The organism is Myroides sp. LJL119, from assembly GCF_054871605.1.
Genome location: NZ_JBTXLO010000001.1, coordinates 422,641 through 437,851, shown reverse-complemented (window position 1 = coordinate 437,851; position 15,211 = coordinate 422,641). Strand labels below are relative to the sequence as shown.

The following is a 15,211-nucleotide window of genomic DNA, read 5'->3' as shown; positions in this document are numbered from 1 at the left end:
ACATTATTTAACTACAAAAAAACAAAAATTATGAGTAGAGAAGTTCAGTCCGTAGAATTTGGTCTAGAAAAAATATTTGAGGGAGCTCAAGATTTCCTTCCTCTTTTAGGAACTGATTATATTGAGTTTATTGTTGGAAATGCCAAACAAGCAGCTCATTTTTATAAAAGCGCTTTTGGATTTCAATCTTTGGCCTACGCAGGTTTGGAGACCGGAGTGAAAGATAGGGCATCTTATGTATTGGTACAGGATAAAATACGAATTGTTCTTACCACACCATTAACCGCAGAGTCTGTTTTAAACGATCATATTGTTAAACATGGTGATGGTATAAAAGTTGTAGCCTTATGGGTAGAAGATGCCACAAAGGCTTATCAAGAAACTATTAGCCGTGGGGCTAAGTCTTATCAAGAACCTATTGTTGAACAAGATGAATTTGGAACTAGTGTTAGAGCTGGAATTTATACCTATGGAGAGACAGTACATATGTTTGTAGAAAGAAAAAATTATGATGGGGTATTTCTTCCAGGCTATGTGAAATGGGAAAGTGATTATAATCCAGAGCCAGTAGGATTAAAGTACGTTGATCACATGGTTGGTAATGTGGGCTGGAACCAGATGAATATTTGGGTAAAGTGGTATGAAGATGTAATGGGATTCGTTAATTTCTTGTCTTTCGATGACAAGCAAATCAATACCGAATATTCAGCCTTGATGAGTAAGGTTATGTCAAATGGTAATGGAAGGATAAAATTTCCTATAAATGAACCGGCAGAGGGTGTGAAGCGATCTCAGGTTGAGGAGTATTTAGATTTTTATAATGGACCGGGTGTACAACATGTGGCTGTGGCTACCGATGATATTATACATACGGTAACTCAAATGAAGAAAAGAGGAGTGGAATTTTTGTCAGCCCCTCCACAAGCCTATTATGATGATATACCTAGAAGACTTGGAGTTCATATGGAAATCATGAAAGAAGATATTAAGGAACTTCAAAAATTAGGTATCATGATTGATGCAGATGAAGAGGGGTATTTATTGCAAATCTTTACCAAACCTGTAGAGGATAGACCCACATTATTTTTTGAGATAATTCAACGAATGGGCGCTCGTGGTTTTGGAGCTGGAAACTTCAAGGCTTTATTTGAGTCTATAGAGCGTGAACAGGAGAAGAGAGGAACGCTTTAGTATTCAGTTAATTAAATATTAAAATAGGTTATTAATTGGCCCTTGTTGTTAAATATCAGTTAAACCTAAATCAGGGTTGTGATATTTTAAAAAAAGCTATACATTTGCACTCGCAAAAATAAGGTCGTCATAAGCTTTATTTGAGTGTAATAAATTTTTCATAATTTATAGTTTTTTGGTTGGTTAATAGCATAAAAACTCAGTCATTTGTTTGACTGGGTTTTTTTGTTTGTATTTTTGAACGTATAAAGTTGCCAACCATGAGAAAAAACATATTCCTTTTTGTATTGTGCATTATGAATTTAAATGTCATGGCACAAGATTTTTCAAAAGCATTTCAAGCTGGAGAAAAACTCAAGTTTAAAATTAGCTATGGATTGCTAAATGCAGGAATAGCTACCTTAGAATTATCCGAAACATCTTATCAAGGGCAAACGCTTTTTCATGCTAAAGGAATTGGGTATACCACAGGGGTACCTAAATTATTTTTTAAGGTATATGATGATTACCAAAGCTATTTTACTAAAGGTCCGGTTATACCTTATCGATTTATTAGAAAAATTGATGAAGGAGGGTATACTAAAGATCAAGAGGGAGTGTTTAATTATAGATCCAATACCGTACTTGTAAAGGACTATGAAAAAGAAAGAGAAAATACTTACCCTATTGTTAAAGGAGTGCAAGATATTGTGTCAGCTTTTTATTATCTTCGCTCAGTTCCTACTTTAGAAAATTTAAAAGTGGGGGAATCAGTTAAAATAGCTATGTTTTTTGACGGAGAGACTTTTGATTTTAAGTTGGAGCTTTTAGCCAGAGAAACGATAAAGACAAAGTTTGGAAAGGTTAGCTCCTTGAAGTTTAGGCCCTATGTTTTAGCAGGCAGGGTTTTTAAAGAAAAGGAAAGCTTAACAGTTTGGGTGTCAGACGATAAAAACAAAGTTCCTTTGCGAATAAAGGCCAGTTTAGCTGTAGGTTCACTAAAGGCAGATCTTGAGCAGTATAGTGGATTAGTGAGTGATTTAGAAATTCAAGCAAAGTAAGTATGAAGGATAAAATATTAAATGAATTAGATCATAAATTTAGCGATATTGGGCAAAAAACCCAAACACACTTACAGGGCTTGCTTTATGCAAATCCTCTAACTTATTGGGACTATATACAAGTCGATGCTTTATTGGCTTTACAAACCCAACGTAGTACCTTGCCTGATGAAATGGTTTTTATTGGTTATCACCAAATCAATGAGCTGTTATTTAAAATGATCTTATGGGAAATAGATCAACTTGCAGCAATGCAAAAGATAGATGCCAAGGTTTTTGTGGAAAAACTGGGACGTATTTCTCGTTATTTCGATATGCTTACCTCTTCTTTTGCTATTATGGAAAATGGTATGGACCGTGAGCAGTATTTGAAGTTTAGAGATACTCTTACTCCAGCAAGTGGCTTTCAAAGTATTCAATATCGTTTAATTGAATTTGGTTCAACACATTGGAGCAATTTAGTAGATAAACGATTTGTTAACCAGTTAAGTGAACAAACCACCCTTGAGCAGGCTTTGGAATTAATGTATTGGCAAAGTGCAGGGAAAGATTTTAAAACAGGACAGAAGTCTTTTTTATTAAGTTCTTTTGAAAACAAGTATAAGAAAGTTCTTATTAATGCGATGAAAGATTATGAAAAAACAAATTTATGGCAGAAATTTGTGGAATTGCCATTACAGGTAAGAGAAGATCCTTTAGTGATTAAGGCCATGCGGCATTATGATAAAACAGTTAATGTAACTTGGGTTTTAGGACATTATAGGGCAGCTTTAAAGTATTTAGAGGGGCCACAGGGCACTAAAGAAGCTACAGGGGGTAGTGATTGGAAAAAATATATGTTGCCTAAATATCAGAAAAGGATTTTTTTTCCTGAGCTTTGGACGGAACAAGAAAAAGAAAATTGGGGAGAAGAATAAAAAAAATAATAAGTTTGAAACATTTTATAACAATATGTCTGGTTGCCATTAGTTTATGGGCTTGTAAGAAAAGTGACCAACAAGAGCAAGTAGTTTTACAAGAGGATGAGAATATCGAACAGGTTATAGCGGAACTTTATGGTTTTAGTTTAAATGACTTTGAGGTTGTTGAGGATACCGTTCGAAATGGTGATAGTTTAGGGAAGATTTTTGCAGCCAACAATTTAAATGCCTCCGAGATTCATAATATAGTTGAGGCTGTGAAAGATACGGTTAATGTAAAAAATATAAGAGTAGGAAAGCCTTATAGTGTTGTTAGATATAAAGATACTCAGAAGCTAGCTGCTTTTATTTATCATCCCAGTATTATGGGGTACCAAGTTATAGATTTGCGTGACTCGGTAAGGGCGTTCACAAAGAATTATCCTGTAACTGTCAAAAAAAGAACCATCGCTTCTAATATTGATGGATCTTTGGCTCTAAGTTTATCTAAGCAGGGAATAGATGAATCTTTGGCTACTCGTATGTCACAAATATTTGCTTGGTCTATAGACTTTTTTAAATTACAACCAGAGGATCGTTTTGCTGTGACAATTCAAGAAAAGTATATTAATGATACAATATATGTTGGGATTTCTCAAATAGAGGCTGCATATTTTAATCACAGAGGTAAAGATTTATATTCATTCCCTTATAAAAGACCATCTAGTCAAGGGGTAGAGTATTACGATGAACAGGCCAGACCAATGAAGAGTATGTTTTTGAAGGCGCCACTAGAGTTTTTTAGAATTACTTCACGTTATACTAAAAAGAGATTTCATCCTGTACAAAAGACATGGAAGGCTCACAGTGGAACGGATTACGCAGCACCTACAGGTACTCCTATTATGTCTACAGCAGCTGGGGTAGTTGAAAGAGCTGGCTATACGGCGGGAAATGGAAATTATGTAAAGGTTCGTCACAACGGAACTTATTCTACCCAATATCTTCATATGTCAAAAATTCTTGTAGAGAAAGGACAATATGTTGCACAAGGGCAAACTATTGGTTTGGTAGGTAGTACAGGATTAGCAACAGGACCTCATGTGTGTTATAGATTTTGGAAAAACGGCGTACAAGTGGATCCTTTGTCTCAAGTTTTGCCAAATTCCGAACCAATGGATAAAAAAGATATTCCTGCCTATAAAGAGTATATCGCTCCTTTAAAGCAAGAATTAGATGCAGTTATAAAAAAGAAATTTTCTCAAGAATAGATAATGTTGAAAAATATTAATCCATCCACAACTAGTGCTTGGAGTGAATTGCGTAAGCATTTTAGTGACATGGAGTTTATACAGATGCAAGATCTTTTTGCATTGGATAAGCAAAGGGCTGAAAAGTTCCACTTGCATTTTGATTCTTTTTTGTTAGATTATTCTAAGAATAAGATTACAGAACAGACCTTAAAACTTTTACTTGATTTAGCAGAGCAAGTAGCTTTAAAAGATGCTATAGAAAAATTATTTAAGGGATCTAAAATTAATGTTACCGAGAATCGCGCTGTTCTACATACTGCACTTCGTGATTTTTCAGGGAAAGAACATTTATTTGTGGATGGTGATAACGTGCTGAATCAAGTTTGCCAAGTTCGTTATAAAATCAAGGAATTCACTGAAAAGGTATTAAATGGAGAGTATAAAAGTAGTACTGGTCAAAAATTTACCGATGTGATTAACTTGGGAATTGGAGGTTCAGATTTAGGGCCCAAGATGATTGTAGAGGCTTTAGCGAATTATAGAAATGATTTAGCAGTACACTATATTTCCAATATAGATGATGATTATCTTTATTCAGTTTTAAAAGAGTTGGACCCTAAAACAACGTTGGTTTTAATAGTTTCTAAAACTTTCACAACTCAAGAAACCATATTAAATGCCAATAAGATTAAGAATTGGATGGATTCTGAATTACATCATGATTCTTCTTGTCATTATGTGGGTGTAACAGCAGATATTCAACAAGCGGTAAGTTTTGGAGTTAAGCAAGAAAATATCTTCCCTATGTGGGACTATATTGGTGGTAGATTTTCTTTATGGAGTTCCGTAGGGTTATCTATTTCTTTGGCAGTAGGTTATTCAAATTTTGAATCCTTATTAAAGGGAGCCTATAAGATGGATCAGCACTTTAAAGACGCAGAATTTCATCAGAATATGCCAGTTATAATGGGGCTTTTAAGTATATGGTATAATAATTTTTATAACTATGAAACAGAAGGTATTGTTCCTTATAGTGAATTGTTAAGTAAATTCCCTGCACACCTTCAGCAAATGATTATGGAAAGTAATGGGAAAGATAAGAATAGGGAAGGGTATCCGGTGAATTATCAAACAGGAACTCTAATATGGGGAGAAGTAGGCGTGTCAGCTCAACACGCATTTTTTCAGTTATTTCATCAAGGTACAAAAGTTGTTCCAGTGGATTTTATTGGGTTTGTCAAACCCTTTTACGCAGAAAATTCGAATCATGATATATTAATGAGTAATTTTTTCGGGCAAACGGAGGCCTTACTTAATGGTAAAAGGGGTGAAAAAGCATCGGATAGTGAGTTGGAAATGTTAAAATATTTTAGAGATTTTGAAGGGAATAAGCCTTCAAATACACTCTTAATTGACTGTTTGTCTCCTGAAAACCTAGGTATGTTAGTAGCTTTATATGAGCATAAAACTTATGTACAAGGAATTATTTGGAACATATATAGTTTTGATCAGTTTGGTGTGGAGTATGGCAAGGTACTAGCAAAAAATATTCAATCAGAAATAAAGGATAAAGTTGTTGGTAAGCATGATGGAAGTACCGAGTTTTTATTGAATTATTACTTAAAAAGATGATTTGTTAAATTTTAAGTTTTAGAAAGATGTTAAAAGTTAAAATTTAATACTGGCATCATATTAGATAGGTTTGTTTTTTGTACATTTGCAGCGAAAATAATTTTATCACTTACACTTTTACAATGAAAAACTTGAAGAACTGGGTGCTTATGTTAGTAATGGCTTTTACTACGGCATCTGCACTTTCACAAAACAAAGTTACTGGTATTGTTGTTGATGGTGAATTCCAAGAGGGATTACCTGGTGCATCAGTAATAGTAAAAGGAACACAAAACGGAACATCAACCGGTATGGATGGTGAATTCGAATTGAACGTTTCACAAGCAAAGGGAGAAATAGTTATTTCTTTCATTGGTTATAGCTCTCGAACAGTAGCCTTTACTGTAGATGCTAATAACAAAGCAAATCTGGGGACTATTATCCTATCTTCAGATGAGAATATGTTAGAGGATATTGTTATTATGGGAGTTGCAGACGTTGCAAAAGACCGTAAAACACCAGTAGCTGTTTCTACAATTAAAGCTGCTGAAATTCAGGAAAAATTAGGTTCTCAAGAATTTCCTGAAATTTTAAACACAACACCATCCGTTTATGCTTCTAAACAAGGAGGTGGTTTTGGAGACTCCAATATTAATATTCGTGGATTTGATCAAAGAAACATCGCTGTATTAATTAACGGTATGCCTGTTAATGATATGGAAGGTGGAGCTGTATACTGGTCAAACTGGGCTGGACTTTCAGATGTTACTTCTGCTATGCAAGTTCAAAGAGGTCTAGGGTCTTCTAAAATTGCTATTTCTTCTGTTGGGGGTACAATCAACGTTCTTACTCGTACTTCAGAGGCTAGAGAAGGTGGTAAAATCAATGCAATTGTTGGTAACAACAATTATTTAAAAACAACTGCTTCATATAACACTGGTATTTTAGAAAATGGTCTTTCCGCTTCTATTTTACTTGGTTATAACCGTGGAGATGGTTACGTAGAAGGAACTGGTTTTGAAGCTCAAACTTATTATTTAGGTTTAGGATATAAATCTAAAGATGAGCGTCATAACTTACAGTTTACTTTTACTGGTGCTAAACAAGATCACGATCAACGTAGCACGTCAGTTTCTATTGAGAATCATAGAATGTGGAATAATGGGGGAATAAACAAACATTTTAACCCAGACACAGGATTCTATAATGGAGATCGTTTTAATTTTAAAACAAATTATTATAATAAACCAGTAGCAGCTATTAACTATGATTTTAATATCAATGATACTTGGACTTTAGGAGCTGTTGTATACGGATCTTGGGGACGTGGTGGAGGAACTGGAACTATTGGTGGAGGACCAAATGGTTATAGAGACTTCGGTACAGAGGTAAGAGATGCTAATGGACATATGCGATTTGATGATATTGCAGCTTGGAACAGAGGTGAAGTGGTTGCTGATTGGGATAATAGCGCTAATATTTTAGATACACCTTTTGCAGGTGCAGAACAAGGATACTATGTGCAAAACTATAACAGTAAAAACAGAGCTGTAGGTGGATGGGCACGTCGTTCTAGTATTAACTCTCATGACTGGTATGGTACTGTGATTAATATGAATGCAAAAGTTAACCAATTTTGGACAGTTGATTTTGGTTTAGATGCTCGTATTTACAAAGGATACCACTACCAAACATTAGATAATCTTTTAGGAGCTGACGGATATGTAGTTGCGAATAATAGAAATAATGGTGGTGAGAAATACATTGTTAGTCAAACTTATGATGCAAAGGCTACTTTAAATCCTTGGGTAGACTGGAATGGTAGAGAAAAAGTAGGATATCACAATGACGGAAACGTTAAGTGGTTAGGTGGATTTGGACAAGTAGAGTATTCTAAAGATAATTTATCAGTATTTGCTCAAGGGTCTATTTCTAATCAGTGGATGCAAAGAGTTGATTACTTCAACTATGACCGTTCTACTGCTGAAGGAGAAGCAGAATACAAAACAAACTGGAAAAGTATTTTTGGAGGAAGTATTAAAGGAGGGGTAAACTATAATATTAACGAAGTTCATAATGTTTTTGTTAATGCGGGATATTTCTCTCGTCAACCATTTATGAACAATGGTGTTTATCTTAACAATACAAATACTGTAAATCCTAATTTAACTAATGAGAAAATCTTAGGATTTGAGTTTGGATATGGTTTAAGAACAGATCGTTTACGAGCTAATTTAAATCTATACAGAACATCTTGGAAAGATAGAGTAACACGTGCTACAGGTAGATTTGACAGTGATCAATTAGACCAAAATGGAAAACCTATCCAAATTAATGGTTATGCTACATTAGTAGGTGTTGAACAAGTACACACGGGAATGGAAATTGACTGGTTGTATAATCCTGCTGATCGTTTAAACATTACTGGATCTTTCTCATGGGGAGACTGGAAATATGCTAAAGATGTAACAGGTACTTACTATAACGAAGATGACAATACACCAATCTATGATAAGGATGGGAATTTAGAAACAAAAACGTTATATATTGATGGAGCTAAAGTTGGGGGTGCACCTCAGTTAATCTTAAACCTTGGAGCTAATTATGAAATAGTTCAAGGGTTAAAAGTTGATGCTAACTGGAGATACAACGATAACTTTTACGGTACATTAAACGTGGATGGAGCTTCTGATAGAGGTAAAGCTGGTTCTATGAAAATACCTGCATTTAACTTAATGGATGCTGGTGCTTCATACCGTATGCAAGTAGGTAAAGATTTATCTAACTCAGTGGTGTTTAGAGCTAACGTAAATAACGTATTTAACACTACGTATATCACAAGTGCAAGAACAAACATCGAGGCAACTGCCAATAGTACAACTTGGAAGGGAATCGATGAAAGAAATGAAGTTATGTTTGGTGTTGGTAGAACTTGGAACTTTGGAATTACTTTCAATTTCTAATCAAACAAAGCAAATTATATATCAAGGCGGCAACCATAAGGTTGCCGCTTTTTTTATGCTTATTTTTAAATAAAAGCATTACCTTTAGTAGATAACAATTAATAAATTGCATTATCATGGATAAATTTAAATTTGGAACGACTGATTTAATGGTCCCTAGGGTTTGCTTTGGAGGGAATGTTTTTGGATGGACTTTAAGTGAAAAAGAATCTTTCTATATGTTAGATATGCTTTTAGATTATGGACTGAATTTTATAGATACAGCTAATAATTATTCACACTGGGTTTCGGGTAATGCTGGGGGCGAGTCAGAAACTATTATTGGTAAGTGGTTACAACAAAGTGGTAATCGTTCTAAAATTGTACTTTCCACTAAAGTGGGAGGAACAATGGGAGATGGAAGTAAAGGATTAAAAGGAGATTATATCAAAAAGAGTTTACAGGAGTCTTTAGTTAGGCTTAATACGGATTTTATTGATTTGTATTTCTCACATTATGATGATTTACAGACTCCACAACAAGAGACAATGCACGTGTATAATGATCTGGTTACTCAAGGTAAGGTAAGATTTTTAGGAGCTTCAAATTTAAGTGCCCAGCGAATTGTCTCAGCCAATGCAATCGCTCGTGAACAAGGATGGCATAGCTATAGTGCGATTCAACCTTTATATAATTTATACGATAGAGAAACCTTTGAGAAAGAGTACTTACCTATAGCAAAGCAGGAAAACTTAGCTGTAATTAGTTATTTTGCCCTAGCAAGTGGGTTTTTAAGCGGGAAGTATAAAAACCTTCAAGATGCAGAGCATAGTAAGAGAAAGGATATGGTAGTAAAGTATTTCAACGCGAGGGGTAGTCGTATTTTACAGGCTGTTGCGGATATTGCAAATAAGTATAATGTAACAATGAGTCAAGTGGCTATAGCATGGCAATTACACCGTGCGCATATAACCGCGCCTATTGTTAGTGCGACCTCCAAAATACAATTACATGAATTAGTGAATTGTGTTACTTTGGACCTAACTCAAGAAGATATGCAGCAATTAAATTCTGCTAGTGACTATTAAGTAGAAGCGTATTTATAGTGAGAAATAAATAAGGCTACCAACACGTTGGTAGCCTTATTTACTTTTTAATTTATCGTAGAGCCATTATCTATATTGTCTTGGTCGGGATTTACAAATACTAGTTTTCCTTGTTTGTCCTGAGTCATTAATATCATACCTTGACTTTCTACTCCTCTTAAATTTCTCGGAGCTAGGTTTGCTAAAACAGTTACTTTTTTACCAATAATTGATTCTGGAGTGAAATGTTCTGCAATACCAGAAACAATTGTTCTTATATCAAGTCCTGTATCTACTTTTAATATTAATAATTTATTTGCTTTGGGCATCTTCTGAGCCTCTATAATCGTTCCAACTCTTAGATCTAACTTACTGAAGTCTTCAAAACTAGCAGTTGGTTTTTGTGGTTCGGTTTGCTTTGCAGCTATGCTATTAGCTTTTTTAGATTCTTGTAGCTTGTCTAATTGCTTCTCTATTTCCTGATCTTCAATTTTGGAAAATAATAATTCTGCTTGTCCAATTGTATGTCCAGGTACCAATAAGGAATTGTCTAAGGAGATTTGTGTCCAAGTTATATTTTGATCTAGCTGCAAAATATTTTTGAGCTTATTGGCTGTAAAAGGAACAAAGGGTTCTGCTAATGTGCTTAACGCAGCAGCAATTTGCAAGGCAACATACATTTGTGTTTTTACTCGTTCGGGATCTGTTTTTATTAATTTCCAAGGCTCTTCATCAGCAAGATATTTATTTCCTAGACGTGCTACGTTCATCATCTCTGTTTGTGCCTCTCTGAATCGATAGCGATTAATTGAACTCTCAATTACATTAGGATATGCTCTTAATTCGTTTAAAGTATCCTGATCTACTTGGGTAAATGTATTTGGAGTTGGAACTACCCCTTGGTAGTATTTGTTAGTAAGTACTACAACTCGGTTAATAAAGTTTCCAAAAACCGCTACTAGCTCATTGTTATTTCTTGCTTGAAAATCCTTCCATGTAAAATCGTTATCTTTTGTTTCAGGCGCATTAGCTGTTAGAACATAGCGAAGAACGTCTTGTTTTCCAGGAAAATCTTCTAAATATTCATGTAACCATACAGCCCAATTCTTTGAGGTGGATAGTTTTTGTCCTTCTAAATTTAAAAATTCATTGGCAGGTACATTATCTGGTAGAATGTAAGAACCTTCAGCTTTAAGCATTGAAGGAAATATAACACAATGAAAAACAATATTGTCTTTACCAATAAAATGTACCAGTTTAGTTTGTTTATCTTTCCAATATGGTTCCCAGTCTTTGTTGTTTTCTTGTGCCCATTCTTTAGTAGAAGAAATATATCCTATTGGAGCGTCAAACCAAACATATAATACTTTACCTTCCCCACCTGGTACAGGTACAGGAATTCCCCAGTCTAAGTCTCTTGTTACTGCTCTTGGTTTTAAACCATCTTCCAACCACGATTTAACTTGTCCGTAAACATTGGATTTCCAATCATTTTTATGTCCTTCTAAGATCCATTCTCTTAAAAAGCCATCATACTGATCTAGTGGAAGAAACCAATGTTTAGTTGATTTTAAGATTGGTGTTGTTCCAGTGATTGTTGATTTTGGGTTTATTAAATCTGTTGCATTTAGTGAAGTACCACATTTCTCACATTGATCACCGTAAGCTTCTTCATTGGCACATTTTGGACAGGTACCTATCACAAAACGATCAGCTAAGAATTGCTCTGCTTGTTTGTCATAAAGTTGTTCGGTAACTTCCTCAATGAATTTACCGTCTTGATATAATTTTTGAAAAAACTCAGAAGCTGTATCATGATGTACCTGTGAAGAGGTACGTGAATAGTGATCAAATGAAATTCCAAAATCTGCAAAGGAATTTTTAATGATTCCGTTATATTTATCAATGACCTGTTGGGGTGTGATGCCCTCTTTTTTTGCTTTCATAGAAATAGCAACACCATGTTCATCACTTCCACAAATAAAAGCTACATCTTTGTTTTGTAAACGCAAAAATCGAGCATATATATCAGCTGGTACATAGACCCCTGCTAGATGACCAATATGAATTGGACCATTTGTATAGGGTAATGCCGCAGTTATAGTATATCTTTTAGGATCTTGTATCATAAATAAAGTACAATTTTGAAAAAATGAATATTTCGATAATTATGCAAAAATACGCATATCTGTTGGATAAGCACTATTTTATTTTATACTTGTTTTGTTGTAGAAATACTTTTTTTTTAGTCCGTAGATTTTAGGCTATGTTTAATAATCAAGGGACTTGTTTGGTTGTCAGAGAATCTTTTTGATTCGTTTTATTTAATTGATCCTGTTGTTGCTTAAAGCTTTGATTGGAAGATGAAGAACTATTGTTTTTGGTGCCATGCATGGGGATACTAATACTTTTTTGATTTGTTGCAGACTCAGTAGTATTTGTTCTTTTCACAGGCTCCTGACATGCTGTTGCAAGTAGTGAAACGAAAAATACCGGTGCGAATATTTTTTTTATTATCATGATGAATTTATTTTTTATTTAATCGTATATTGAGGTTAAGTTACTTGGTTTTTTAATTTACGTTTGTTCTTATTTGTCAAAATTAAAATAACAAACAAAATTACACTGGTTAGGCTGCCAAGCCAAAAAAGATATATACCTATATGAAAGGGTAATTTCATATGTTTGTGTGAGGTTGTAGTAAAATCTATAAAAGAGTAGTAGATTGCCAAAGTTAGTAATACCAGTAATATAAAGTAGCAAGTCAAGGCTAATTTATCGACAAGCAAGTGTTTGATTATCAGTAGTATTGCTATAAAGCAACTTTGAGCGCAAAAAATGGTAACGGTAGTTTGAATTGGAGTGGTGAATAACATATATTCTTTGTAAAAAAGATGAATACTGATTTTTCCAATAAATGACATTTGTTTTATTAATAAAGCGCAAATCATTGCTAAAACAAACTGAAATAGCAGTAATAAAAGTATTTTCTTCCACATCATTATTCAGTAACTATCCAAGTATTATCCTTTGTATATCTTAATTTAAAGTCTTTTGTAATAAAGTCAGAATTTGTGTTTTTACTGGGTTTTAAGTCATAAAAAGGTGTAGGTTCTTTATCTAAAAATACCCTTACTTTAGCAGTTCTTTTTCCCTTTTCTAATATTTGTAATGTATTTTTTTGTTGTAGTACTAGTAATTGGGTTTTAACCACCACGCGATTATTGCGATTTTGTACTATGTAGGGCGTTGATTTTGGGGTAATGGAAATAGTTGCACTCCAGGTACTATCTTTTGCAAGCCATTTCTTCTTGGTATCTTGACCTTGGAAGTTTAAATAACCTTGCTGCTCTAAAGTATTATAAACTGTAAGAAGTCGTTTGTTTTTACTAACCTTGAGTTTGGTCTTACCAATGGTAAAAGCAGTTGACTCATAAATGGGTTTTTCTTGTAAGTATGTCTCTATTGTTTGTAGGGCAATACCCTTGTTAATATCATGTTGCGAGCAACTTATTAGAAATAGGCTTAAGATAGCAATTAATATAAAGTTATGTGTCTTAGTCATAGCGATATAATTTTTAACTAAAGTACAAAATCTACAGTAATTATAAAGAGGTTTTGCAGGTAGGATAAGAAAATAAAAAAAGCAGGATTATCTAAAAGGTAGATAATCCTGCTTTGTCATTTATTGAATTATAATCTGGTTTATCTAATCCAAACTTGGATTGATTTCTCAGTTTGTTTTCCATTGGAAAGAACTGTCAAGTTAAAAGAGGTTTTACCTTTTTTATCTGTACTTTGTATTAATAATTGGTTATCGGATATTTTAATATCTACAAAACTTGGATCGGTATTTGAAATTGTATAGGTGGCCCATGTAATGGGAGTGTCTGGATCAGATACGATTTCTGATAAAGGGATTGAAAAGTTCTTTTGTGAATTTAAAATAAGTTGATTTATGAGTATTTCAGGACTATTGTTGTCTTCGAAAAATGACATAGCAGGAAACCAGTAATAACCTGCTTCTGGGTTTATTTCCGTATGTTTGTCGTCGTTTTGTAAGAATATATCAGACTTAGCCATTTGTCCCTGTGGTGTAATAAATCTAACTAGATTATACGAATAATTAATTCCCCAACCTTGTCTTACTAAGTTTAAAACGATTTGATCATTAACTGGATTAATACCTAGTCCTGCTCCATAGAATTCTAGATCTTTACCTTGCTTATCTTGACCAACAGTATGAATATCTTTGAGTTGCGAGGTTTGTGTATTAAATTGGTATACTTTGTTATCATAGGTCCAAAATAGATAATCCGACTGGAAGCTAGCCTTTAAAGAACCTGCATTCCAGGCAAACCAAGTTGACTTGATTGGTGCGATACTTATATCTATCTCCTGAGGCATTTCTTGAAGGTTTGCAGGATCGATTTTTTGAATTTTAGTATCTTTTCCAGCCCAAACCAAGCCGTGCCTATCTAGGGTAACTTGTGTGAAGTTTCCTTCTATTACTTTTTCAACCGTGTCACTTTGGGTATCAATTATAAATAAACCTTTTCCTTTTACAACGGCATAAACTTTATTGTTAATATATACCATATTACCCGTTTCTGCTGTTATTTCTGGGATTTGGCCTGTGATGTGTATATTGTTTTTAGAGGAGATATCTAAAATTGTAATTCCATTTGAGGTGGAAATATATACTTTGTTTTGAGAAACACCGACAAATGATCTACCATCACCTAGAATATCTTGTTCGATTTGAATAACCTGTAATTTTTTATCGGTAATTACCAAACGGTTATCTTTTTTTGAAATAAATAGATAGTAATCACCATAGGCTCCGGCAAAGGAGGTTGTAAGACCTAGAGAATTAGTTCCAGAGGTATTAGCCTTGTCAAAAACATTATAATTTACCGAATAACGATTCGTAATTTGGTTTACAGATCCCAGGTCATAACCATACCAACCTTCGTTTGCTATATAAAAGCCGCTAGGTTCAATCAAAGGGGTAGGCGAATCATTAGGAATTAGTTTGAATTCTGCGTCTAGAGATGCGTTGTCATCACTATTACAAGAAGTTAAGCTAATTGTAATTGCAAGTAGTGTTAAAGTTATAAAATTGATTTTTTTCATGGGATTATGTTATTTTTCTAGTAATCTAGGAGTGCTAAAATACTCATATTGCTT

At 34.1% G+C, this 15,211-nt stretch carries 11 protein-coding genes; 7 read left to right on the top strand and 4 right to left on the bottom strand.

What is annotated here, in order from left to right:
• Window positions 1–30: 30 nt before the first annotated feature.
• The 7 genes from hppD to ACYSNV_RS01975 all read left to right on the top strand — a co-directional run bounded on the left by hppD (window position 31) and on the right by ACYSNV_RS01975 (window position 10,024).
• The gene (hppD, locus tag ACYSNV_RS02005; protein ID WP_461760886.1) at window positions 31–1,191 is read left to right on the top strand and encodes a 4-hydroxyphenylpyruvate dioxygenase; all 1,161 of its coding nucleotides are present in this window, start codon (window positions 31–33) and stop codon (window positions 1,189–1,191) included.
• Window positions 1,192–1,451: 260 nt separating this feature from the next.
• Window positions 1,452–2,231 (top strand): DUF3108 domain-containing protein, encoded by a 780-nt coding sequence (locus tag ACYSNV_RS02000; RefSeq protein ID WP_461760885.1) that lies wholly within the window; start codon window positions 1,452–1,454, stop codon window positions 2,229–2,231.
• 2 nt (window positions 2,232–2,233) lie between these two features.
• Complete coding sequence (locus ACYSNV_RS01995; protein ID WP_461760884.1) at window positions 2,234–3,148, top strand: tryptophan 2,3-dioxygenase family protein; 915 nt, start codon at window positions 2,234–2,236, stop codon at window positions 3,146–3,148.
• 14 nt (window positions 3,149–3,162) lie between these two features.
• A complete protein-coding gene (locus ACYSNV_RS01990; RefSeq protein WP_461760883.1) occupies window positions 3,163–4,401 on the top strand; it encodes a peptidoglycan DD-metalloendopeptidase family protein in 1,239 nt (412 codons plus the stop codon).
• A gap of 3 nt (window positions 4,402–4,404) precedes the next feature.
• Complete coding sequence (gene pgi / locus ACYSNV_RS01985) at window positions 4,405–6,015, top strand: glucose-6-phosphate isomerase (RefSeq protein ID WP_461760882.1); 1,611 nt, start codon at window positions 4,405–4,407, stop codon at window positions 6,013–6,015.
• A gap of 122 nt (window positions 6,016–6,137) precedes the next feature.
• Window positions 6,138–8,957: a TonB-dependent receptor gene (locus tag ACYSNV_RS01980; RefSeq protein WP_461760881.1), complete on the top strand. Its 2,820-nt coding sequence runs from the start codon at window positions 6,138–6,140 to the stop codon at window positions 8,955–8,957.
• A 116-nt stretch (window positions 8,958–9,073) separates the two neighbouring features.
• Entirely contained in the window at window positions 9,074–10,024 is a 951-nt protein-coding gene (locus tag ACYSNV_RS01975; RefSeq protein ID WP_461760880.1) for an aldo/keto reductase, read from the top strand.
• A gap of 65 nt (window positions 10,025–10,089) precedes the next feature.
• Here the strand turns inward: ACYSNV_RS01975 and metG are convergent, their stop codons facing one another.
• From metG to ACYSNV_RS01955, 4 genes are all read right to left on the bottom strand, one after another.
• The gene (gene metG, locus ACYSNV_RS01970; RefSeq protein WP_461760879.1) at window positions 10,090–12,150 is read right to left on the bottom strand and encodes a methionine--tRNA ligase; all 2,061 of its coding nucleotides are present in this window, start codon (window positions 12,148–12,150) and stop codon (window positions 10,090–10,092) included.
• Window positions 12,151–12,298: 148 nt separating this feature from the next.
• Window positions 12,299–12,541, bottom strand: a complete 243-nt coding sequence (locus ACYSNV_RS01965; RefSeq protein WP_461760878.1) for a hypothetical protein — start codon at window positions 12,539–12,541, stop codon at window positions 12,299–12,301.
• Between the two features lie 481 nt (window positions 12,542–13,022).
• Window positions 13,023–13,586, bottom strand: coding sequence for a hypothetical protein (locus tag ACYSNV_RS01960; protein WP_461760877.1), 564 nt, complete (start codon window positions 13,584–13,586; stop codon window positions 13,023–13,025).
• Window positions 13,587–13,726: 140 nt separating this feature from the next.
• Complete coding sequence (locus ACYSNV_RS01955; RefSeq protein WP_461760876.1) at window positions 13,727–15,157, bottom strand: DUF5074 domain-containing protein; 1,431 nt, start codon at window positions 15,155–15,157, stop codon at window positions 13,727–13,729.
• Window positions 15,158–15,211: the final 54 nt, after the last annotated feature.